Consider the following 23,080-nt stretch of genomic DNA (forward strand, 5'->3'; position numbering starts at 1 on the left):
ACCCGCGACGGCACGTAGATTCCGTCCGGATAGTTCGGGTTCCAGCCGAGGCGGGCCGCGGCGACATGACCCTGCACGGGCAGCTTGCGGTCCTGGCGGTCACGGCCTGCGGCGAGCACATCGAACGTCGCCGCCTGCCACAACCGCGACACCAACTCAGCGCCGGCCGGGGCAATCAGGTCGAGCAACCACCCCACCCGGATATTGACATCATCGAGGCCAATCGCCTCACCTGTCGCGTCATCGACCGCCATATATGGGCGGGTGGTGAACGCGAACTGCCGCGGCGCAGTCGCAACCCGCCCGGTCACGCTGGGCACAACTCACGATCAGCGAGCACCCACGCGCTCGACGAAGGCCTGCGATCCCCCGAGATGCTCAACGGCTACCCCTCCCCAACCGTGCGACGGCTTTGCCCTGAAGCTGGTGTTGATCTTGTTTCGACCGCAGCTGATAGAACCGGCCGGACTACGATGCTGGCAACGGGCTTGACGCCATCCATCAAATCTTTCATCAGCGGTCTGCCACCCCTTGTCTCGCGGGACCCGACTGTAACGCCGACCTCCGACACGTACCTCCCGATCCACGCCACCGACGGACCGGGCCAACCGATCCCGCCCCACCACCTGCTGCACCGACGTGAACCGGCCATGGATCGCGTAGTCGAGCATCCAGTCGCGCCCCACCCGCTGCTCCCTCGAGACCCGAACCGCGATCCCGGCAGACCAGGTATACCCACCAGTGGCGCTCTCCCCCAGAATCTTTTCCTGATCGGCAGCGACACCTCTCGCCCTGCCGAGCCCGACACCCGGCAATACAATGCCTCCATCCTCTCCGGCGTCACTCCCGCACACTCCGATGCAGCCCGCCCAGATAAGCGTCGGGGTCCAGGCGGTCAAAAATTCGGTGACCCGAACCGGCACGCCGAGAAGACAACCACCCCTCCTATGCCGCCCTGCGCACCCCAACTACCGACATCCTCAGGTATTCCGCATCCTCACCAATTCGCGCAGTTGAGAGCTTGATGCGTACTGACTCTGCAATGCCCCGTTCACCGCATTTGATCACCGGATCGGTTGTGGCCGAATCCCTGAATGGATCCTGCATGTCGGTCAGTCGTGGGACACCTACGATGTCGCACCGTTCGTGCCCGGGCGCGCCCGGAACGAGTCGCGCCATTAGTTCTCGCGCGCCGCCCGGGCGACGAGGAACTCGTCGGTCTCCGCATCGATGCGGGTGCCGAAGCCGCGGCTGATCCCGTCGAGAACCCGCCGCAGCCATTCGGTGTCACTGGTCGACGCTTTGTGCAGTCGCATCTGCCGGGATTTCATCGGCACCATTCGCAGCTCGCGCAGTTCGTGGGTGCGCGCGTCGAGGGTCACCAGGTAGAGCAGACGCAGGTCGTCGCGGAAGCGTTCGTGTCCTCCGATGCCCTCGTAGTCGTTGATCAGGTCGCCGCAGCCGTACAAGATCGGATGGCCTCGGTAGATCTCGACCGGCCGCGGGTGATGAGACGAGTGCCCGAAGACCACGTCGACGCCACCGTCGACGAGCCGATGCGCGAACTCGACATGCGCATCCGGCACGTCGTATCCCCAGTTCGAACCCCAGTGCAGAGAGACCACCACCACGTCCGTGTTCCGCCGTATCAGCCGCGTCCGGTCGAGCACACGGTCCGCCTCGGCGCAGGTGGTTTCGGACAGGTACGCGACGCCAGGCCGGCCCCGGCGGGCCGCCCCGTGCGGCGAGACCCCGCTCGACGACATACCTGCTGCCCAGATCGCAGCCGGCGCCCCGTCCCGGCCTCCACGACCACGGGACACCACGCTTGCGCCACGGTGCGCCCCGCTCCGACGGTCCGCACGCCGCTGCGGGCCAGCACGTCGACGGTCTCCACGAGCCCATCGGGACCGAAGTCGAGCAGGTGATTGTTCGCCAGTACGCAGACGTCGATCCGCGCAGCGGTGAGCACCCCTACGTTCGACGGATGCATTCTGTAGTTGATTCCCTTGGACGCGAAGCGGGCACACGTGGTGACGGTCGTTTCGAGATTGACGACGCGGGCGTCGGGCTCCGCAGCGTCGAGGACGCGCAACGCCTCGCCCCACGGCCACCCGAACTCGACGGGGCCGGGGATCGAACCATTTCGCTTCTCCACCAACGCCACGTACTCGCGGGCGTCGCGGACGCAAGGCTCCCGCAACTCCGGGTCGCCGGGAGAGGGGAGGATCTGGTCGACTCCCCTACCGGTCATCACGTCGCCGGCGAGGAACATCCTGATGGTGTCGGACATCGAAATCCTCAGCGACAGCTCGAGTACCGGGAACATACTCGGAGACCGACATCACGGCTCGGAGAATGCACCCGTCGCTCGCACTGTCATCAGGCACGGGCGCCGGCTCGGTCGAGCTGAGATACCCGTTGCGGGCTCAGCTCGAGGATGACACCGATATCACGCACCGAGAGACCCGATCGGCGCAGATGCGCCACCGCGGCCCGCGAGGCCCGCGCTGCACATTCCTGCGCGTGGGCGGCGGACTCGACCTGCAAGTGGGCCGCTCTGGCCTCCATGAGCGCCGCTGAATCCCCGATCTCGTACTCGAGGACAACCTCGACGTCCTCGACCGGCACATCCTCGACGAGATGCACGGCATCCGCCACGATCGCAGAAACCTGATCGAGCCGCCGTGCTTGGGTGAGAGCCGCCTCGACTCCCGGAACCTCCACCACCCACCAGCCGCCGCAACGGGTGGCCTTCGCCGTCACCTTCATCACGAACCACTTCCTACCCGGCTCGCATCTTGTGCGAAACTCGCCCCTCCCACGACAAGTCTAGTCCCCCTCTACTGGGCAGAACTACACGGACAGAAGACCTTCAGCGTGCGTGACCGCTGGAGGAACGACACGTCGACACCGGCACGCTCACCAGAAATCCAGTGCCTGTGCAGTTGCGGTGGACTCCGCGTGGGTGGGCCGTAGCGCACCGCCGATGGCGTAGACGGTGTGACCGACCGTCGCGACGGACATCCCGTGAGCCCCCGTGGGCATGGGCGGCAATTGTGACCAGGTCCCCGAGGCGACGTCGTAGGCCTCGACCGTAGACAGCACCTTGGTCGGTTGTTCGCCACCGACCGCGACGATGCGGCCGTCGATGAACGCCGCGCCGAGTCCGCCGCGAGGAGTGGGCATGGCGGGCAACGTCGTCCACGTGTCCGCGGCGGGGTCGAAGCGTTCGACCGCGGCGGTGTTCTGGTCCGACGCCAGGTCGCGTCCGCCGATGGCATAGAAGTACGTGCCGTCCGACACTGCGGCCAGGTGTTCCCGTGGTGTGGGGATGTCCGGGACGGTTGTCCATTTCGTGCCGTCGAACACTTCGGTCGTCGCCACCAGTTCGCCGTCCGCCTGTCCCCCGGCGACCACGATCTGGTCGCCGACCACGGCTGCGGCACCAGCAGCCCGCGGCTCGTTCATCGGCGCCAGATCCACCCATTTGCCGTTCCGAAGCGCGAGCACCCGGTCCGACGTCGTCCCGGTGAGGTTCGGACCTTTCGGCACCCAGCCTCCGAGGACCACCAACTCGCCCCCGTACTCGACGGCCATCGCGTGATTGAGGGGGACCGGAAGGTCGGGGCCCGCCTTCCAGGTGTCGATGGCGGGGTCGTTTCCCTCGACCTTCGGGGTCGACCCCGCATTGTCGAGTCCGCCGAGCACCCAGATCGTGCCGTCCGCGACGGCCGTCGCCGTCTGCTGACGGGCGATCGGCGCATCCTTCAGCGGACGCCACGCCGGCGCCCATTGGGTCTTGCGTGGCGCGAGCTGCAGGGCCTCGGAAACAGCAGTCGATTCGGCGTGTGTCGGTTTGACACCGCCGCCGACGGCATACACCGTGTCGCCGACCGCGCCGACCGCCATCCCGTGCCGCGGTGTGCGCAGAGCCGGCAATTGCGACCACGTCCCCGCGACCACGTCGTAGGCCTCGACCGTCGACAGCACCCGGGTCGGTTCTTCACCACCGACAGCGACGATGCGGCCGTCGATGAACGCCGCACCGAGCCCGCCGCGAGGAGTGGGTATAGGAGGCAACGTCGCCCACGTTCCGGCGACGGGATCGAACCGTTCGACCGCGGCGGTGTTCTGGTCCGACGCCAGGTCCCGTCCACCGATCGCATAGAAGTACGTACCGTCCGACACCCCGGCCAGATGCTCCCGTGGCGTGGGGACAGGGGCGACGGTCGTCCACTTCGTGCCGTCGAACACCTCGGTCGTCGCCACCAGTTGACCATTCGCCTGTCCGCCCGCGACCACGATCCTGTCGCCGACCACGGCCGCGGCCCCAGCCGCCCGCGGTGCGTTCAGCGGCGGCAGGTCCACCCACCGACCGTCGCGCATGGCCATCACTCGATCGGAGTCGACCGCGGTCAGGTTCTGACCTTCCGCCTTCCAACCGCCGATCAGCACAGGTTCGTCGTTGTAGGTGACGGCCATCGCATGATTGAGCGGAACCGGAAGGTCGGGGCCGGCCTTCCAGGTGTCGATTGCCGGGTCGTAGCCCTCCTGCCGGGCCGAGACGCCGTTGTCGTCCAACCCTCCGAAGACCCAGATCGTCCCGTCCGCGACTGTCGTTGCCGTCTGCTGGCGGGCAACACGGGCATCCTCCACCGGTCGCCACGCCGCAGTCGGGTCGACGGCAGGAGGCGCGCCGGCGTCCTGAACGGTCGGTCCTGCGGTGCCGGGTCCGGTGGTTTCTCGAAGCACGAGGTACCCGCCGCCGGCCAGCACCAGCGCGACGACCAGTGCGAGCGCGGTCAGGACCGCACGCCGACCTGTGCGGGGCTCTCCGACGCTGCCCGGACCTACGGCCGGCGGCCAGGGCGGCGGGCCCGTCGGCGGCCAGAGCGGTGGACCCGAGGGATGAGAATCGGGCTGGAGCTGCTGGGTCGGTTCGACCCACAGACGCTGACCGCTGTCCGACCCTTCGTACCGGATTCGACGGTATCCATCGGCACCGGACTCCGACCGGTGCGCCTCGGTCGTCTGCACGGTCTCCAGGGGTGCCAGTGCCATCGCGTCCGAGCGCAATCCGATGTGTCGCTGAGCGGCTTGAAGTTCGTGTCCGAACTCCTCGGCGGTCGGCGGCCGAGCAGCGGGATTCGTCGCCATCGCCCTCTCGATCACGGCGCACACGCCGTCCGGGATGCCTTGGGCGCGCAGGTCCGGCACCGGCTGGCTGCTGATCCTCACGAACTGCGCAACAAGTTCCTCACCGGTCTTCCGCTCGAACGCCGCCCTCCCCGCGATCAGTGAAAAGATCGTCGCGCCCAGTCCGTACACGTCGGACCTCGCCGTCGGCGATTCCCCGTTGAGCACCTCCGGCGCGGTGAACGCCAGTGAGCCGGTAAACCCGCCGGTGGCCGTTTCGTACCCGCCGGCGATGTGCGCGATGCCGAAATCGGTGAGCTGCGGCTCGCCGTAGTCGGTGAGAAGGATGTTCGCGGGTTTGATGTCGCGATGCAGCGTGCCGGTCCGGTGCGCCGTCTCCAAGGCCCCCGCCAACTTCACCCCGATGCTGATCGCTTCCGGCCACGGCAGCGGACCTTCGCGGCGTATCTGGACCGCCAGTGAATCGCGCGGGTGATAGTGCATGACGATGTACGGGCGACCGGTGTCGGTCACGCCGACCTGCAGTATGTTGACGATGTTCGGATGACCGGAGAGCCCACCCATCGCGTACCCCTCGCGCAGGAAGCGCTCACGATTCTCGGGGTCCAGGTCCGACGTCAGCACCTTGATCGCGACGATTCGACCCAGCGAACGCTGCAGGCAGCGATATACGACACCGAACCCGCCCCGGCCGACTTCCTCGGCACCCGCGAACCCGGCAGCGTCCAACTCGGCCACGATCCCGTGGCCGACTGCACGGACCGACGCCGCCTGGGTCGCATCTGGGTCGAAATCGGCCATCGGGCGCCTCAGTTCCTTCCGACATCCACGACGATGTCGCGGCTAGGCCTGCCGAGTAGGGCCGGCTTCGTGCCGACGTGCGCACTCGTGTTCATCGCATTCACCTCTGATGCAGGTCGCCCAGTCACGCCGATGCGTTCACCAGCAGTCGACGACACGAATATCTTTCTGTCACAAGGGCGAAGCGCGGAGTATTTTCGTCGGATGTAGACGGGATCCGCCCTGTCCAGAAAGTATTCGACGGGTCGAGATCCGCGTCAAGATGACAATTTTTCCCCCTAGGGTGCCTAGCGGCAGCCACGACTTCATGTCACGTCGGCCGCAGCGCACCGATCGCGTTCTGCGGCCGTCCTAGAAGGGGCCGTCGTAGAGCGCGTATCCGCCCGCCCCCGCAGCCTTCGCCCGATACATCGCCGAGTCTGCCCGGCGGACGAGTTCTTCGCGGGTGCACTCCGGATCGGAGAGTGCAACACCGATACTGGCACTGATCGGCCAGTCGAGAGATCCTGCCCGGTTCAGGTCGGCGAAGCTTCCGGTGATCCGAGCGGCAATCGCCACCGCCTCCGCTGCGCCCGCGACGTGCTCACACACCACCACGAATTCGTCACCGCCGAGGCGGGCAACGGTGTCGCCCGGGCGCACCGCCGACCGCAGATGCCTGGCGAGAACGATCAGTGCGTCGTCGCCGCCGGCATGGCCGAGGCTGTCGTTGACGATCTTGAAGTCGTCGAGATCGACCAACAACAGCGCAACGCGCGGGCCGCCGCGCGGCGCGGCGTCCAGGGCGTCGTCGAGCCGGCGGCGGGCCAGTGCGCGGTTCGGTAACCCGGTCAGCGGATCGTGCAAGCTCTGGTGCACCAACGCGGCTTCGGCTTCGATGCGGCGGATCGCCGCGGACAGTACCGCCGTCACCGAGCGCAGAAAGGTCAGATCACGGTCGGTGTATTCGCGGGGACGACGACTGTGCGCGGTCAACACTCCCCACACCGCTTCGGAGCCTATCGGAACGCACACACCGCTGTGCAGCCCGCGCCCGGTCATCCCGACAGTGGAGAACCGGGTCTCGTGGACCCGATCGGCGCAGACGATCACCGACCCGCTGGCGGCGGCATACCCGGGTTGCGAGCCCCTTCCCGGGGCGAACGTCGTCGGCGAGGGCTCGGGTCCCCGATAGGCCAGCACGGCGAGTTCGCCGCCGTCGGACATCTGCGCGATCGACGAGCACTGCACACCCATCAATGCGGCGGCCGCACCGGCTGCCGCCGCGAGGAGCTCGTCGAGGTCTCCGCCGACGGCGAGTTGGCTCAAGTCTGCGATCACCTGCTGCTCGCGGGCCCGGTACGCGGACTCCCCCAGAGCGCGCTGCAGGCGTTGTTCGTCCTCTTCGGCGCCGCGGCGATCCTGTGCGATCGAGGCGATCAGCGACGGCCCGGTGCGTGTGTACTGCAGCACGAACGTCGAGATCAGCATCGGGATCGGCTCGCCCGTCACGAAATGGCGGAATTCCGTCAGCCCGTTCCACTCCCCCCGCACGACCAGCGCCGACTCCACCTCACGGGCCTGCACGAGACCGACATCGGTGAACAGCTCCGCCGTCGTCCTCGCGTACGCGTGCGCGGCATCCCCCAATCCGAGCAGACCGACGCCGGCGGGATTGGCATACACGATCCGCCCGGAGACGAATTCGGACACGAACACCAACACCGGAGTGTGTTCGAGGACTGCGAGCAACATCCCCGAATCCGGCAGAGCCTCCATGGATACTCCCTCCCCTGCGAACCGTCCCACACCCGCCTGTGACCTCCTCCACGATAAGCGCGTCGGCAACGCCGCGGCGGTGCGGGCGTGGCACGTTGATTCTGCCCCGATGTAGGTGCACGATCGTGGGCATGCGCAGAGCGCGTTGGCCGGCATTCGCGCCGCCGGCAGCCAGTGGGACCGCGGTGCACGGTCCCACCATTCTCGCGTCCAAAACTCACATCACCCTCGACTTGCTCGGAATCGTCGCCTTCTCGTCCGGAATCCATGTCCGACTCGCGCTGACTGCGACGGGACGCGCCGCCGAACGTGCGCATCACGAGACGCGATCGCTGTCCGATCCCACCGATCCCGACACCCAGTGGTCGTATCTGTCGGTGCTGCTGCAGCTGGGGCCCGTGGCGGGCGAAGCCGACCCCTACCTGCCGCGATCCGGTTCGCCGCTGAAGTGGGGCGGGGTACCCGCGTACCGCACCGAGCCGAATTATTGGCTCGGAACCTGTACACGCCCGCACGACATCATGATCTCGGCAGGGTGGCCGGAGATCGGTCTCGGCCCCACCTGTGTCACGGCCCTCCTCGAAGCCAGTCCGTCCGCTGTCACATCCGACTGACCCGAAAGGTCCAGTCCTCTCCCTTCCCGAAGTGGTTGCGGCTAGCGTCGGAGCGACATGCCCGACATGGAGGTTCACGATGCGTTTGTCCACGAGGAACCAGCTCGCCGGAACGATCACCGAGGTCACCCTCGGCAGTGTGATGGCCACGGTGAAAGTGAAACTCGACGGAGGCGAGCAGATCGTCACCGCATCTATCACGAAGGAGGCGGTCGAGGAACTCGGTCTGAAGGCGGGTGAGGCTGCGACGGTGCTCGTGAAATCCACCGAGGTGATGCTCGGCGTCGAGTAGGCCGAACCTCAGCAGCTCAGCGACCCGCGCACTGCTAGTGCGCCGAGGTCGTGAGGGAATCGGGTGCCATCACGATCTCGAACGGCATTTCGATATGCGCAACCGTCCCCGATCGAGGTCCGGGGTGGACGGAGAAGCTGCCTCCCGCAGCGACGACACGGAGTTCGTGCGAAGTCAGTCCGATGTGGCCTCTGCTGAGGCTGCGGTCGATCGCCTCACGGGAGATGCCGCACCCGTCATCGGTGACATCGAGGACCGCATGCTCACCCCACCGCGCCAGCTCGACTCGGACGGTACGGGCTTGCGCGTGTTTCACCACGTTGCTGAGCAATTCGCGTGCCGCGCTGAACAGCACATCATCAGCCGTGGTGCGAAGGTCGTCGACCCATTCCGAGGTCAGGAGCTCCACGTCGAAACCGCCACGTGCCTGGGCGGATCGGGTGATGTCGCCGAGAGCGCGAGCGAGACCGACACGATCGAGCACAGTGGGATGCAGCTCCGAGACGGTCGCCCTGAGCAGGGTCGCGGATTCGGTGAGTGCGTGGGTGATGCGATCCACCGCTTCCGGATCGGCACTGTCGGTGAGGTCGTCGAGGTCCATTTTCGCGGCCAGGACGAATTGAAGCGCCCCGTCGTGGAGTTGCTCGGACAACGCACGTCGTTCGCGTTGTTCGAGACCCATCAACTCCGCGAGCAGGGCGGTGCGGTCGCGCACCAGGTGACCGATGGTCAGCACTCTGGAGCGTTGAATTCTGCTGAGCACGACGGCGCCTGCACCGAGGACGGCGAGGGCCATCGTGCTGAGCAGGATGGAGGTCCAGGGTTCTTCGTTCGAAGCCATCGTGGCCCAGCTGGCGGCCAGGAATACCAGGACCGTAGGCACGACCACGGACGCGCAGACACCTGGGCGCAGCTGCGTGGAGGCCAGTAGCGGGATCACGAACAAACCGTTGCTCAGGATGTCTGCGGTCCAACTCTGTTGTGCTGCAATACCAGTCAACAGGGTGAGGCAGCCGAGGACCGCGAGGTCGACGAACAGTGCGAGCCACATCGCGTTCACCGGCCCCGGACCGCCTCGACGAGTCCACAGCGCGAGCCCGCCGGACCAGAGTGCGTAGCAGATCAGGACCGCGACGCACACGCCCGCATCGTTCATGGGCGGGACGAACCCGAGAGTCAACGCAATGAAGAGCACCAGCACACCGCGAAGCGCGAGTTGCAGATAGGCGCCGCGGTAAGCGTGCTCGAGGATGATGCGTTCGAGATCTGGGCTGCCGCCGAGATCCGCGGGTAGTACCGATGACTCAGCCATGGGACGGCCTCCTCGGCCGGGCGACTCCGACAGGAAGATGCGGGGACATCAACTGCTGGACCTGCGACAATGCCCAAGATTCTAGCACCGGCGAGGTGCGGACCCCGGGTACTTGACGGTCTGCGCGCGGGCCCTGCGGACCTCCGCGAACTGCGCCTCGAGTTCGCCGTGCAGTCGCTGATTGTCCAGCGCCAGAGTGGTTGCGGCCCGCACGGCCGTTAGAAGCCTCGGCTGGTCGGCGACCGCCCGGTCGTACACCAACGCCCCCACCAGGACGCCGTCGCGGATGAGGGCAGTCGCCTCGCGGGGATCGTTCCTGGGTGGCAGAACCTGCGGACGCCCCTGCGCGTCCACGTACCCGTCGTCTGCGCGGGAGAACGACCACAACGCCAGGTCCGGGTCGCGCAATGCCGCACGCAGCGCGTCGATGAAGCCGTCACCGAGCGGGGCGGTGCCGATCTCGATCATCAGGTTGCGCACTGCGGCTCGGGCGACGCGGTAGCGCCACATCCCGACCAGCACCGCAAGCGGGATGAGCGCAGTCGACGGATATCGCAGAAGCAGCGTCCACGTGTGCTGTGAGCTGTGCACCCACACGGAGACCAGCGGTGTCCACGCGGTGGCGGCGGTCCCGAGCAGAGCGGCGATCCACAGCGGCGCCACGGCGGCCCGATAGGCCGGTGAACCCGACCTCCATCGGGCGATCACCACGCCGATCAGGACCACACCGAGGGCGATCCCCACCACGCCGAACATCACTTGCAGCGCCGCGAAGACCCTCGGGTCGTCACTCACCAAGAGCAGATTCAACGACGGCGGATGGGCCGGGCTGATGCGGTGGATGTCGAGGAACGCAAGCTCGGACACGACGGCGACCGCATAGTACGCGTAGCTTCCGCCGACGAACCACCGCTCCCACCGGTGGCGCAACCGACCCCAGGGAAAACTGAACACGAGTTGGATCAGCACCGCAATGTACATGTTGGTCAGCGCCGCGCCGGCCGTGAACAGCACCGGAACCGTCGACAGTCGAAACCCCTTCACCAGCCACAGCAGCCCGGCGGCAACCAGCAGCCACCCCAGGTTGTCCTGCGGCCGGTGGCTCTTGGCAACCAGACCCGCCGCCACGAACACCACTCCGACCATCACGAACAACGCCAATTCCGTCGGACTGAAAACGCCCCGGCACAACTGCCAGTCGACGGATGCCGCCACCGCGACCGCCAATACGGCGGTCACCAGGCCGGTCGCACTCTGCGCGCGAAGACTCACCGGGTGCCACCCGCGAGTACGGGCAATTCGAGGAACACGAGATCGATCCTCGTGGGGATCCGGATCCGGCACCATCACCACAGGGTGGGGTAATGCGACACCCTGGGTGGACCTTCTCGACACCTTCGGTCACCTACCGCCGCGGTGTTTCGGCGCGGATCGATCGATGCCACCCGGCACACCGGTATTCGTGGGAACATCTCATCCGATCGGTGCAGCAGACTGAAGCGGAAGGGGTGTGGTTCATGACCAGGGTTCGACTTCGGTCCGCGGTGGCACTGGCATCGATCGCCGGTGCGTCGTCCCTGTTTCTTGCGGCCTGCACCCAGGACGCGTCGTCGACCGATGGCACCGAATCGGCTGCGCCGCCGAGCACCTCCAGCGAGGCACCGGCCGCGGAGGCACCGGTCAACGGTGTCGATGCGAAGGTGTACGCCTCCAGCGACCCGGAAACCGATACCTACGGCTTCGTCACACCGTCAGGGAAATGGCGGTGCTCGATCATTCCCACCAAGAATCTGGCCGGATGCGCCACTCATCCCACCGCGGGGCCTTTGGGAGTTCCGGGGACTCCACAGATCGCCTCGCCGGACGGAGGCCCGCCGGCCGAGGCGAACGTCATCGCGGTCGAGGCGGGGAAGGAGCCGAGCTTCCAGAACTGGAACCAAACGGTCTTTCCGGACAACGCCAACGTCCTCCCCTACGACACCACGCTGGCGATCGACGGATTCAGTTGCAATGTGCAGTTCTCCGGCGTCTCCTGCAGGGAGGATGCAACGGACAAGGGGTTCACGATCTCCACCAGCGGCTACAAGTTCGAGTTCACCCCGATTCCCGTGAGCTTCCCCAGCGCGAGCCCGGCGCAGATCGCGCCCACGGCGGCCCCGCTCCCCCAGCAGGCGCGCGGATCGAATCAGTGTGGCCCTGTTGTCTATCCGGAGACGGGAAAGCCTGCGACCGTGGTCATCGTGAAGGGAACGCTCCGCTGCGACGAGGCCCACGCGATGCTCACCAAGTATTTCGCCGCGCCTGACAAGAGTGAACCGGTGTACAGCTTCGACGGGTGGGAATGCCGCCTCGCGGGAGACCCGGAATCCGCGGAGATCGGCTACACGATCAACTGCACCGACGACAACGGGAACACCGTGGTCGCACAGCCGTAGACTGATCACCCGCGATTTCAGGTCAGTCCCCGCGAGACTCGACGCTCGATGTCTACGCTGACGCTATGCAACCACCGAATGACGAGGCCGGCACCTGGGAGGGCTCGTGGCTCGCGGCGATGACGGTGATCAAGAGTGCTCAGCGGGTTTTCACGCCGGAGAACCGCCCTCCCTCCGAGCTCATTCCTCTCGTCGAACCCCTGAGCCGGCTGGGTGATGCGCTCCGGGCAGCACCGCCCGACCCCGAAGAGTCCCGCCGTCGCGCGGCCGACCTGGTGGCCGATCGAGACCTGATCGAATGGGCATGTCAGCCGGATCAGCCCAGCGAGATCCGGGAGTTCGGGGCGACCTTGGCCTTCTTGTCCATGAAACTGACCACCTGAGTGTCGGGCTGACCGCTCAGAAGTCGTAGTCCACGACGACCGGAGCGTGATCGCTCATCCGGCGGTCGGCCGCCGGCTCACGGTCGGTGCCGGCCGTGACCGCCGCTCGTGCCAGTTGCGGCGTCGCGAGGTGGTAGTCGATGCGCCAGCCGATGTCGTTCACGAACGACTGCCCCAGCCACGACCACCACGAGTACGGACCGTCGACGCCCGGATGCTGTCGCCGGACGACATCGACGAGGGTGCGCGGCGACAGGATGGAGTCGAACCACTCGCGCTCCTCCGGCAGAAATCCCTCGGCCTGGTTGCTACGCCGCCAGTTCCGTACGTCGGAACGAGTGTGCGCGATGTTGAGGTCACCCATCAGCAGAAGCTCCCTGCCTCGTGCGCGTGCCGTGCGCCGCGAGCGGGTCAGCTGTCGCGCGAACGCGGAGAGGAAGCGCATCTTGCGGTCGTACCGGGCGCCGCCGTCAGGCGCCTCCCGCATCCGCCCGGGCTTCTGGAGGTGGGCCGGAAGACCACCCTTCGGCAGGTACATCGATGCCACCGTGATCGGCGCCTCGTCGAGGTCGACCTCGACGTACCGACCCTGGTTCGCGAACTCTCCCAGCCCCCGAGCCAGCGGCTCCGGATCCAGTGCGACGCTTTCGGTGTGCATTTCACCCGGTGCACGTATCAGCGCCGTGCCACTCCACGTTCGAACCGCGACGGGCGCACGCCGGGTCAGGACCGCGACACCATTGCGGCCCGCGACGTCCCCCTCGTCGTATGTGAGGTGGTAGTCGCCGAACACCCCCGGCGGGATGGCCTCGGCACGAGCCCGCACCTCCTGAAGCGCGACCACATCGGGGCCGCGGTCGCCCAACCAGTCCTCGAAGCCGCGCCGCTGCGCCGCGCGGATCCCGTTGACGTTGAAGGTCGCGATTCGCACGAGTGACAGTGTAAGGATCCGACTGACGCGTCGTATGACTGGTGGTGTGCGGTATTCGAAAGGTGCGGTATTTCTCCACCCGTGGCACGAGGGTCAGCCCAGCCCGATCCACTGCCGTTGCAGCTCGATCAGCGCGTACCGCCATCCATCCGGGATGGGTATGTACCAAACCCACCAATCCACGGATTGTCCTTCTCCCCTACCGGCGGTGCCCTCGTCGGAAAGCCCTCGTCTACCGCATCGTTCCGTGAGTCCTGAGTCATTGCCGCTGGTCGGAGCGGATATCGTTCAGTCAACGGCATCTCATGTGTGGCCCAGGCAAAAGAGATCCGGGGTGTCCGTCCATCCGGCTGCCGTGAGCCACCGTTGAACGCCTCGGTCAGGTTGCCGTTCTTCGCTTGCGCGGCGAGCGCTCATGCTGCGACTCGGGACGCTGATCCCGCGTCGACACTCGGCCGTACCCGATCCTCACATCGGGGAATGTATCGCGTACCCCCGACAACGTGACGTTGTTCCGTACACAGTGTTCTTTACACATCCGACCTGGGTAAACGTCAACCGGTCAGTGATGTCTCATGAACGACCGTTTGTGTGTGTGGGGGGATCTGACCGGTCGCCATCTCCGCGCAGACCCGCCATTGTTCGAGCGCCGGAGCAGGGCGGGAGAATCCTACCGCCGACGCTCACCGCAGTTCCCGCGCGATCGCTCGGGCCGCGCGGCGAGCCTGCTTCGCCGCGAACCCGATCTGCGACGGCCTGGGCACGAACCCGATGAAACGCAACCTCTCGGCGGCCGGCTTTTCACCGGTGGCGTGCGGCCGACCTCGCTCGTCCAGTACGCCGAGGTGCCCGACCAGCTTTTCGAGTTCCTGGCGGAACCCCGTCGCGCAGACCATCGCCTCCGGGTCGATTCGCACACCGTCCACCAGCCACACGCTGTCCGCGTCGAGTGACTCGACTCCGCGAACGACCTCGATGGACCTGTCTCGGATCGCGGCGATGAGCTCCTTGTCGACGATCGCCGGTGCCACGCCGAGGCGGGCGCTGCGGGCGAAGATCCCCTCGTCGGGGATCGGTAATCCGAACTCGCGCAGGTCGCCGATGCTCCTCTCCCGGCCGAACCGAGCGATTGCGTCCGCGATACGGACCGGGGCATGGTAGAGCGGCGTCGCGATGAAGTCTCCCGGTATGCCACCAGGTCCCTGGCGGAGCATGATGTTCGGCGGTGTGCGAGCCGAAAGCCAGACCTTTGCCGCGCCTCCGGTGGCGAGGTCGTAGGCAATTTCCATGCCCGAGCAGCCCGCTCCCACCACGAGGACCCGTTTCCCGTTGTACTGCGAGGGATTCCGGTACTGCGAGGAATGAACCAGTGCACCCCGCCAGTCCCCGCGTCCGGGCCAGTCCGGGACGAAGGGCTCATGATCGAAGCCGGTCGCGACCACCACCTCGGCAGCGTCGACCGAACCGGCAGCGGTGGTCAACCGCCAGTGCCCGTCCGTTAGGTCGAGCCGTTCCACCGGGCAGCCCAGGCGCAGCTCGATCCCGTCCGCACGTGCGTGCCGCTCGAGATGCTCGATCACCTGTTCCCGCGTGGGAAAGGTCGGCGTGCCCTTGGGGTAGGGGCGGTTCGGCAGGTGGGAGAACTGCCTGCCGGTGTTCAGTCGCAGCCGGTCATAACGAGAGTGCCACGACGAACCGACTTGGTCGGCTCGGTCGATCAGCAACGGGTTGATGCCACGGTCGGCGAGGGCCACGGCCGCCGCGACCCCGGAGGTGCCGGCACCGACGATTGCGACTTGATGCTCGCTCATCGTGTGTTCCTTGGGTGTTGTCTTGTTTCATGCGGTTTCGGCGACAATGACGCTCATCGGGCCGGTGAGCGAGCGATGGTCGCGGTAGCGCCAGCCAGTGTCCTGCAGCCAGGCGATGCCTTCTCCGACGCTGTAGACGTCGCCGTGTTCGAGGTGGACCGCGAATTCGCCCGCCATCAGGGCAGCCGCGACCGGCTGGGTGTGGGTGGGGTCGGTCCAGAAGTCGGCAATCAGCAGCGTGGCGCCGGGTGCGGCGACGTCGCGAATGCGTTGTAGCAGCGCACGATTCTGCTCCGGCGACCAGTAATGCACCAGGTTCGCGACCAGGAAGGCGTCGTATCCGGCGGGCAGCGGGTCGGCCATCGCGTCGCCGGCGCATACGTCGATTCGCCCCTCCAGCCCGACCGACGCGATGCGGTCCTGCGCGGTCTGGGCAACCGCCGGCAGCTCGAACACGGTCGCGCTCAGTTGCGGGCAGTGGCGCGCCACCGCGATGGACCAGGAGCCGGTGCCGCCGCCGATGTCGAGGAGTCGATGACTGCCGGACAGATCGACCGTGTCCGGCAGGGCGAGCGAGGGGCCGGCCGAAAACGCCTCGATACCGATCGAGGCGATGGGTTGCAGGGCGGCGTCGAGGTCGAAGATCTGACGTTTCGGCCCGCGGGCGAGTGCGCCGGCCAGGTCTTCCCACGCCGGGAAGCTGATCTTGTCCCAGAACCGCAGCAGCGGACGCAGGTCGGCGGGCGATCCGCCGGCGAGGAACGCGACCGCCGTCTCGGTATTGACATACTGTTCGCCTCGGCGTTCGAGCATACCCAGCGCGACCATGGCGTCGGCGCTGATCCGGGTGGCTCGGGCAGTAAGCCCGGTGCGGGCGGCCAGGCCATGCAGGTCGGTGGGGCCCTCGCCCAACGCCTCGAACAAACCGAGTTCGCTGGCGGCGAAGAGGTGTTTGGCGGCCATGAACCCGGACGCCAGCTGCATGATCGGCTCCGGGTTAGGCAGGTCGTGGTCGGTTTCGGCGGAGGTATGGGCTGTCATCGTCATGAAACCAGCGTCGTCGTTGTCGGTTCTGCGTCATATCCCTGAATCCTGGGGAATTCACCCAGATTTCTGGGGTAGGCAGCCCTAACCTGCTGCGATACACTTCGGACATGGCGCAGAGCATGCTGCCACGAGTCCGCGATCAAATCTCGCGTGCCGCCGCCGACCAGCTGGACTGGGTGGGGTACAGCGCGCGAATGAGCGAGGCCCTGCGCACGGTGATCCCACATGACCGCTGCTGCTGGCACACCGTCGACCCGGGCACCATCCTGTTCACCGGCAGCGTCAACCGGAACGTCGGGTGTTCCGGATCCTGGTTGGCGCACTACGAATACGAGGTCGAGGACGTCGACAAGTGGGCGTTTCTTGCGCACAGTGGCCGCCTGGCGGGTGCACTTGGTCTGGATACCCACGGAGATTTGTCCCGCAGTGCACGGCACCGTTCGCACGAGGCGTACGGAATCGGCGACGAGCTGCGGGTCTCCCTGGTGTCGGACGGGGTCTATTGGGGTGCAGCGGCATTCCTGCGCGATGCGGGCGCGCCGTGGTACACCGCCGAGCACGTCCGCGCAATCGCCGCGCTGGCGCCCGCGCTCGCGACCGGTCTGCGACGTTCGATGCTCCACGAGGTCGAGGCCGCCGTGACGACCGTGGACTACGGCCCCGGCGTGGTGGTCTTCGACGCCGCGGCCAACCCGGAATCGGTCTCACCCGCCGCGGAACGCTGGATCGACGAAATTGTCGAGGTCCCGGCGCCGTCGACGCCGTTCGAATCGAAGGTCGTGCAGGCCATCGCGGCCCGGGCGCGGGCGATCGAACCGGGCACCGATCCGCTGGAACTTGCCGCGCGCTCGCGGGTACGCACGCGATCCGGCGCCTGGCTGTTGCTGTACGGGACCAGACTTTCCGGCGTCGAAGACGGACGCACCGCCGTCATCATCCAACCCGCGACGCCGCATGAGATCGCGCCCGTCATTGCCATGGCCTACGGTCTGTCCCAACGCGAATGCCATCTCACTGCGCTGTGCATCCAAGGGCGATCGACAAGGGAGATGGCGCACGCAATGTCGTTATCCGTCTACACAATTCAAGATCACATGAAGTCGATCTTCGACAAGACCGGGGTGCGCAGCCGCGGGGAACTGGTGGGGCAGATATTCCTCGAGCACTACGCGCCACGCTGGGAGCTTGCGGCATCCCCGCCATCCGGATGGTGGGCGAAGGGCATCAACTGAATTCGCCGAACTCTCAGCTGTGCGTATCTGCTTCACGGCCAATGGCGCGCCAACCAAGACGGTTCACCGCCCGAACCATCTCTCCTTCCACGACGCCGGCGCTCACCGACAGTTTGCCGTCGACCAGGAAGGTGCCCCTCGCACATTCTGTCGCCGCCGCAGCGAACGGAGGCGGCCCCGACTCCCTCCGTTCGTCCTGCAAGCCCAATCCCAATTCACACGACCAACGGCGGCTCCGCGAGTCCGGCAGGCAGCGCCATGTAAAGCCGCGAAATCAATGCCACTTATCGCCGTGAGTCACAACCGATCCACCGGTCAAAGGGGGTGTCGAAAAGGGATCGATTCTCGACGGCTCGAGAGGACGTGGGTCGGATTCGAACTCAGCTCTCCACCACTTCGTGCGCAATTTGATCGTCCATTGCGGGACCGGGCGAACCGCCGTGTCCGCTGTTACCGAGATTCAATAGAGCTACTCCGATAATGATGAGCGCAATACCGGCTATCGCCAGGCCGGACAGTGTTTCTCGGAACAATACGACACCTAGGATCGCGACGACCGTTGTGCCTGCGGCAGCCCAAATGGCGTAGCCGACGCTGATCGGCAGACCGCGGTTGAGTGCCAAGCCGAGCAGCGTGAAGCTGCACACGTAGCCGATCACCACGAGGATCGAGGGCGGCAACTTGCTAAAACCTTCGGACATCTTCAGTGACAGTGTCGCGACGATCTCGCAGACGATGGCTCCGATGAGCAGGACGTACGCGATCACGCGTAAACCCCCTCATGGTGAAGACTGTCCTGAACGGTACGGCGGCAGACCCACGGCCCGACTGCCAGAGCGAGTACGCCCGACGCCGCCGACAGTTCTTTCACTCCGTCGTATTCGGTGTTCTCAGACATGTTTTCCTTGTTTCGGAAGTGGGCGCGAAGGATGACGAGCCAGCAAATCTGCTCGCACAGCAAATCCTGAACGGGGCGCTGCGGAGTCGGGGCATCGAGTACGACCCCCGGGAGGGCGGCAAGAGATGCGCCGCGCGATCTGCCGCACCCTCGGTTACCGGACAGTCCCACAATCGACCCTGCCGAAGGTGTCCGGGTCGACCGGCCGCTCGGCGCGGGGAAGGTTTTCCACCACGAGCAGATACGACTCGGTCACCAGATCGCCCACCAGGCCCTTGTCGATCGACCCACCCGGTGACAATGTGACCCAGTGCCGCTTGTTCATGTGGTAGCCGGCCGTGATGTCCTCGTGGGCGCTGCGCAGCGCCTCGCCGTCGGCCGGAGCGGCCTTGAGGATCACGATCGGCTCGCCGGTGACCTCGGTCAACAGCATGAACACCTTGCTGCGGACCTTGTACACCTCCCATTCCGGTCCGAACGGGTGCTCGAGATTCGCGCCCGGGAGTTCGGCTGCCCGCGATTTTGCGTGTGCCTGCAGCGTGGTGCCCTTCATACCGTTCCCATCGATCGTTGGCCGCTGTCAGTGCTGCCCGATGAATTCGAGTAGCTGGGAGTTGAATGCTTGGTACTCGTTCAGATGTGGTTCGTGTCCACTGTGTTCGAAGACGCTGAGGTACCCGTTCCGGACGGTGTCGGCGAACCAGCGCATACCGTCGAGCTCGTAGTATGGCGAGTGACGGCCGGTGACGACCCACGTGGGGATGGGAATGCGGGGCAGAACGTCACGCCAGTCTGCGACGAAGTGGTCGAGCAGCAGAGGACGAACCCTTGCGACCGGGAACTCCTTCCACCAATCGTCACCCGACGGTCGGAGTGGCTTGACATGGTCGGGGGCAGGGGGTTCACGGTCCGCATTCGACCAATCGAATCGGAAGTCGGCAGCGTCGTATAGGTTTTCGCCGGTGATGTCGCGAACACCCCACTGCCAGTCCCCTTCGTTGACGATCTTCGGGGACTGATCGATCGCAACGAAGGTCGTGATCCGGTCCCACACGCACCCGGCGATCGAGAAGTACGCCAAGCTGACCGACACACCCATGGAGTGACCGACAAGGACCACGTCGTGGACGTCGAGGGCGGCGATCAATTCGCCGAGGTCCAGGCCGAGACGGCTCATCCTCTGCCCGTGGGCGGGAGCATCCGACCGGCCATGCATCCGGTGATCGAATCGGATGACGCGGTACCCGGCCTCCACCAAGGCGTCGCGCTGGAAAACCCAGCTCGAACCCTGATCTGCGAAGCCGGAAGCAAACACGACGGGACGTCCTTCGCCCTCGTCGTCGTACCGGATGGTCACGCCATCCGAGGTCATTAGAGACAAGTTCGTGCCGCTCATTGATCTCTTTTCCGTTCCGGCTCACAGCGCGTCCTCGAGCCGGTGTGACTGGCAATGGAGGCGCCCTCGAGGCACGTGCCTTGATTGCGGGCGCCTCCTTGGCATGGTTCGCTTTCCTTGTTGGGAGCGTCAGTACGTGTCGGCAGTGGACGGGTGGTCGCGCCAGATCCAGCGGATCGTCCGGGGGAATACAGATCCGCCGTGGCGCAGCGTGTGTCCGCCTTCGCCGAAGATGAACCGGTGGTCGTAGTAGCGGTACTCCAGTGCCGCAGCCATATCCTGGTTCGCGATCGCGAGGTCGCCGAAGACCACCCTCGCATCGCGCCGCCCGCTCTGGAGCCACATGCGGATCGGTTTGCGCGCGTTGCGCCGCACGTGCGGTGCATGGTTGTGGCCCCCTCGGATGTCGACGAAGGACCCGCAGTGTGTGATCACATTGCCGAAGTAGTCCGGTCGGTGCCATGCGGCGGTGAAGGACGCGTTGCCGCCGGAGCTGAACCCGACGATGACGTGGTCACGCGGGTCCGTCGACAGGTTCAGGTGACCTACCGCGTCCGGGAGCAACTCCTCGATGAGGAACCGGGCCCAGGCGTCGTCGATCGAGTCGAACTCGACGCTGCGATTGTCCGAGCCACCGAAGATCGGGTACCCCGGTCCCTGCTGGCCCGCCTCCACGAAGACTGCGACCGTCAGCGGGATCTCGCCGTTGGCGATGAGATTGTCCAAGGCCACGTCGGCACGAAAGTCTCCGGCAAGATATTCCAATCCATCGAGGAACACGATCAACGACGCCGGCACCGAGCCGTCGTACTGTGCCGGCACGTACACCCGATAGTCACGTTCGACATCCGGGTACGCGATTCGGCTCGTGTGCTGATGGACCGTGATCGAACCCGCTGCCACGCCCTCACGGGGGCGTGAGTTCGAGCCGAGCGAGTACTCCGGCCAGGTATCGTCCGCGTCCGCGTACGCTGCCCGGTCTGCGGTCGTGATGTGCTTGTCGGCGAACCACTCCTCCCATTCCTCGGCGGACATGCCGGCGTTTCCTGCGTTGCTACGTTCGTCGGTCATGAAAGCCTTCCTTGTGCTCGGCCTGATGTTGTAGTCGTTTCGCCTTCGGCGCGACCGGGCGCCGCACGCTGGCGGGCGGCGGCGAACTGCCGCCGGGACCGGTCACCACCGGCATTCGGTTAATCCCCACGGGAAACCGCTGCGGTCACTGGCGTCCGATTCGTTTGTAGACCTCGGGGCGCCACCGCTGCAGGGCGCAGGCCAGCACGAAACCAAAAGCAAAGACGCCGTAAACGAAAACGAGTAGGAGATTGGAGACGGTCTGCGATCCACCGGTCAGGATCGGGAATCTGAAGATTGACAGCATCACCACAGAGCCGAAGCCCGCCGCGGCGGCCAGGGGAAGGACGATCGATTTCATCACGTGGTCCTTGTGATTGCCTGTTCGCTTCAGGTAGATCGGGATTGCGATAGCAGTGACGAACTGCACCGTGATACCTGTCAGTGCAGCTACGCCCAGCACGGCGGCATAGAACGCCATCGCATCGATGTTCAGGACGACTACCACCATGTTCACGGCGAGGGCTGCCGCACTCATCACCATCGATGCAATGTGAGGTGATCCGTGGCGTGCGTGCACACCGCTGAGGGCCCGTGGGAAGACTCCGTCTGCACTCATGTTGAACAGGTAGCGTGCGCCGACATTGTGGGCGCAGACGAGCACGGCGAGGACGCTGGTGTTGACCAGCACAGTTGCGGCATCGAGGAGGAATCGGCTGCCGAAGGTGACCATCGTCGAATCCATGGCCCCAGTCGGGTCGGCCGTGACCAGCGATACCGCGTCATCAGTTCCGAGTGCGTTGATGAAAAGCCATGTCGTCGTGGCATAGATGACTACCGCGCAGGCGATGAGGCCATACGTTGCCCGGGGAATCGTCTTCGCCGGGTTGCGCACCTCGTCGCGGAACAACACGGTGACCTCGTAGCCGCCGAACATGCCAGCAGCCAGGAGCAGTCCGATCGCGAACGATCCATCGAACCAGTTACTCGGGCTGAATGGTGCAGCACTCAGTCCTTCGGCACCCCCACGCGCCAAGATCGCCACGTCGTAGATGAAGACGACGATCAGTTCGCCGAACAGGACCACGGCGGTGACCTTTGCCGAGAAGTCGACCCGGAGATAGCCCAGAACTGCAACGATCAACCAGAACACCAGCGCCCAGACGTACCAGGGCAAATCCGGTCCGTGCAGGGTATTCGAGACGAGCGAGCCGAGCACGATGCCGCCGAAGGGAAGATACCCAACGCAGCAACAGAAGTATGCGAGAAGCATGGCCAGACCGGAACCGAGACCGATTTTCTTGCCGAGGCCCGCCGTGATGTACGCGTAGAACGCGCCCGGACGTGCCAGAACCTCCGACATCCGGAGGAACCCCGTGGCGAAGGCCGCCACGATGAGGCCGCCGATGATGAAGAGCACCGGTGTGCCGAGGCCGTTGCCAATGGCGATCATTATGGGGATCACACCGATCACCACGACGAGCGGGGCGTTGAACGCCATCACGCTGAAGAAGAGCCCGAGAGTCCCGAGGTTGCCCTTCAGCTTGGGGTCTTTGTCATCGAGCGGATCGCTGAGAGTACGCACACTCGTACCGTTGTCAGTCAAGACACTGCCCTCCTGGTGACTGCGATGGACGCAGATTTGGTCTCAGGCGTGCGAGTGCCAAGTGGCTTCGCGCCGCGTAGATGTGCAAGGTGTCGAGTTGTGGACACCGGTGGTTGTTCTTCGCTGTGACCGCGGCGGAAAGAGCGGAGCCCGACTCGCTGCGAATCGATCACTACGCACCCGCGTCCCCGTGCGGAGTTTCCCTGGCAGGTACGGACGCCTTGCCGACCGATTGCGACCATCGAGGGTGCCGAGAAGTTCGAGCATCGGCTGCCCATCGTCGAGCGGTCACCGCCAGAACGAACACGGCCTCAGGCGGTTTCGGTGATCGGG

19 protein-coding genes and 2 pseudogenes are annotated in these 23,080 nt (G+C 65.7%); 5 read left to right on the forward strand and 16 right to left on the reverse strand.

From position 1 onward, the window contains the following. From AZG88_RS27395 to AZG88_RS27415, 5 genes and pseudogenes are all read right to left on the reverse strand, one after another. A pseudogene (locus AZG88_RS27395) lies at positions 1–311 on the reverse strand (transposase); the annotation flags it as partial. 867 nt (positions 312–1,178) lie between these two features. Then, positions 1,179–2,293 (reverse strand): annotated as a pseudogene (locus AZG88_RS27400) (CapA family protein). 89 nt (positions 2,294–2,382) lie between these two features. After that, the gene (locus AZG88_RS27405; protein WP_061043159.1) at positions 2,383–2,772 is read right to left on the reverse strand and encodes a hypothetical protein; all 390 of its coding nucleotides are present in this window, start codon (positions 2,770–2,772) and stop codon (positions 2,383–2,385) included. A 150-nt stretch (positions 2,773–2,922) separates the two neighbouring features. Continuing rightward, complete coding sequence (locus AZG88_RS27410; RefSeq protein WP_005246658.1) at positions 2,923–5,961, reverse strand: serine/threonine-protein kinase; 3,039 nt, start codon at positions 5,959–5,961, stop codon at positions 2,923–2,925. 351 nt (positions 5,962–6,312) lie between these two features. Further along, positions 6,313–7,719, reverse strand: a complete 1,407-nt coding sequence (locus AZG88_RS27415; protein WP_061043158.1) for a sensor domain-containing diguanylate cyclase — start codon at positions 7,717–7,719, stop codon at positions 6,313–6,315. Between the two features lie 131 nt (positions 7,720–7,850). Between AZG88_RS27415 and AZG88_RS27420 the strand changes: the two genes are divergently transcribed. After that, complete coding sequence (locus AZG88_RS27420) at positions 7,851–8,333, forward strand: hypothetical protein (protein WP_025432643.1); 483 nt, start codon at positions 7,851–7,853, stop codon at positions 8,331–8,333. 79 nt (positions 8,334–8,412) lie between these two features. Next, on the forward strand, positions 8,413–8,625 hold the full coding sequence (locus AZG88_RS27425; RefSeq protein WP_061699711.1) for a TOBE domain-containing protein: 213 nt from the start codon (positions 8,413–8,415) through the stop codon (positions 8,623–8,625). 34 nt (positions 8,626–8,659) lie between these two features. On the opposite strand, the gene AZG88_RS27430 is transcribed toward AZG88_RS27425, so the two are convergent. After that, positions 8,660–9,937 (reverse strand): sensor histidine kinase, encoded by a 1,278-nt coding sequence (locus AZG88_RS27430; RefSeq protein ID WP_025432644.1) that lies wholly within the window; start codon positions 9,935–9,937, stop codon positions 8,660–8,662. 81 nt (positions 9,938–10,018) lie between these two features. Beyond that, positions 10,019–11,209, reverse strand: a complete 1,191-nt coding sequence (locus tag AZG88_RS27435; protein ID WP_037180818.1) for a hypothetical protein — start codon at positions 11,207–11,209, stop codon at positions 10,019–10,021. A gap of 245 nt (positions 11,210–11,454) precedes the next feature. Between AZG88_RS27435 and AZG88_RS27440 the strand changes: the two genes are divergently transcribed. Together AZG88_RS27440 and AZG88_RS27445 are read left to right on the forward strand one after the other, a co-directional pair. Next, positions 11,455–12,372, forward strand: coding sequence for a hypothetical protein (locus tag AZG88_RS27440; RefSeq protein ID WP_061699717.1), 918 nt, complete (start codon positions 11,455–11,457; stop codon positions 12,370–12,372). A gap of 65 nt (positions 12,373–12,437) precedes the next feature. Continuing rightward, positions 12,438–12,755, forward strand: a complete 318-nt coding sequence (locus AZG88_RS27445) for a hypothetical protein (protein ID WP_005246671.1) — start codon at positions 12,438–12,440, stop codon at positions 12,753–12,755. 16 nt (positions 12,756–12,771) lie between these two features. Here AZG88_RS27445 and AZG88_RS27450 read toward each other — a convergent pair whose 3' ends face one another. From AZG88_RS27450 to AZG88_RS27460, 3 genes are all read right to left on the reverse strand, one after another. Further along, complete coding sequence (locus AZG88_RS27450) at positions 12,772–13,686, reverse strand: exodeoxyribonuclease III (protein ID WP_061043156.1); 915 nt, start codon at positions 13,684–13,686, stop codon at positions 12,772–12,774. A gap of 683 nt (positions 13,687–14,369) precedes the next feature. Beyond that, complete coding sequence (locus AZG88_RS27455) at positions 14,370–15,497, reverse strand: flavin-containing monooxygenase (protein ID WP_061699712.1); 1,128 nt, start codon at positions 15,495–15,497, stop codon at positions 14,370–14,372. A 27-nt stretch (positions 15,498–15,524) separates the two neighbouring features. After that, entirely contained in the window at positions 15,525–16,544 is a 1,020-nt protein-coding gene (locus tag AZG88_RS27460) for a methyltransferase (RefSeq protein WP_061699713.1), read from the reverse strand. Between the two features lie 107 nt (positions 16,545–16,651). Here AZG88_RS27460 and AZG88_RS27465 point away from each other — a divergent pair, with 107 nt between their 5' ends. Continuing rightward, complete coding sequence (locus AZG88_RS27465) at positions 16,652–17,776, forward strand: helix-turn-helix transcriptional regulator (RefSeq protein WP_061699714.1); 1,125 nt, start codon at positions 16,652–16,654, stop codon at positions 17,774–17,776. A gap of 380 nt (positions 17,777–18,156) precedes the next feature. On the opposite strand, the gene AZG88_RS27470 is transcribed toward AZG88_RS27465, so the two are convergent. The 6 genes from AZG88_RS27470 to AZG88_RS27495 all read right to left on the reverse strand — a co-directional run bounded on the left by AZG88_RS27470 (position 18,157) and on the right by AZG88_RS27495 (position 22,726). Further along, positions 18,157–18,543, reverse strand: coding sequence for a DMT family transporter (locus tag AZG88_RS27470; RefSeq protein ID WP_226955492.1), 387 nt, complete (start codon positions 18,541–18,543; stop codon positions 18,157–18,159). After that, positions 18,540–18,674 (reverse strand): hypothetical protein, encoded by a 135-nt coding sequence (locus AZG88_RS55130; protein WP_269455070.1) that lies wholly within the window; start codon positions 18,672–18,674, stop codon positions 18,540–18,542. Before AZG88_RS55130 ends, AZG88_RS27470 begins: the two co-directional genes overlap by 4 nt. 154 nt (positions 18,675–18,828) lie before the next feature. Continuing rightward, entirely contained in the window at positions 18,829–19,227 is a 399-nt protein-coding gene (locus AZG88_RS27480) for an MmcQ/YjbR family DNA-binding protein (protein ID WP_061699715.1), read from the reverse strand. Positions 19,228–19,254: 27 nt separating this feature from the next. Then, the gene (locus AZG88_RS27485; protein WP_061699716.1) at positions 19,255–20,046 is read right to left on the reverse strand and encodes an alpha/beta fold hydrolase; all 792 of its coding nucleotides are present in this window, start codon (positions 20,044–20,046) and stop codon (positions 19,255–19,257) included. 153 nt (positions 20,047–20,199) lie between these two features. Next, entirely contained in the window at positions 20,200–21,141 is a 942-nt protein-coding gene (locus AZG88_RS27490; RefSeq protein ID WP_025432647.1) for an alpha/beta hydrolase, read from the reverse strand. 145 nt (positions 21,142–21,286) lie between these two features. After that, complete coding sequence (locus AZG88_RS27495) at positions 21,287–22,726, reverse strand: APC family permease (RefSeq protein WP_025432648.1); 1,440 nt, start codon at positions 22,724–22,726, stop codon at positions 21,287–21,289. Between the last annotated feature and the right edge of the window lie 354 nt (positions 22,727–23,080).

The organism is Rhodococcus sp. LB1, from assembly GCF_001583455.1.
Classification (GTDB): domain Bacteria; phylum Actinomycetota; class Actinomycetes; order Mycobacteriales; family Mycobacteriaceae; genus Rhodococcus_F; species Rhodococcus_F opacus.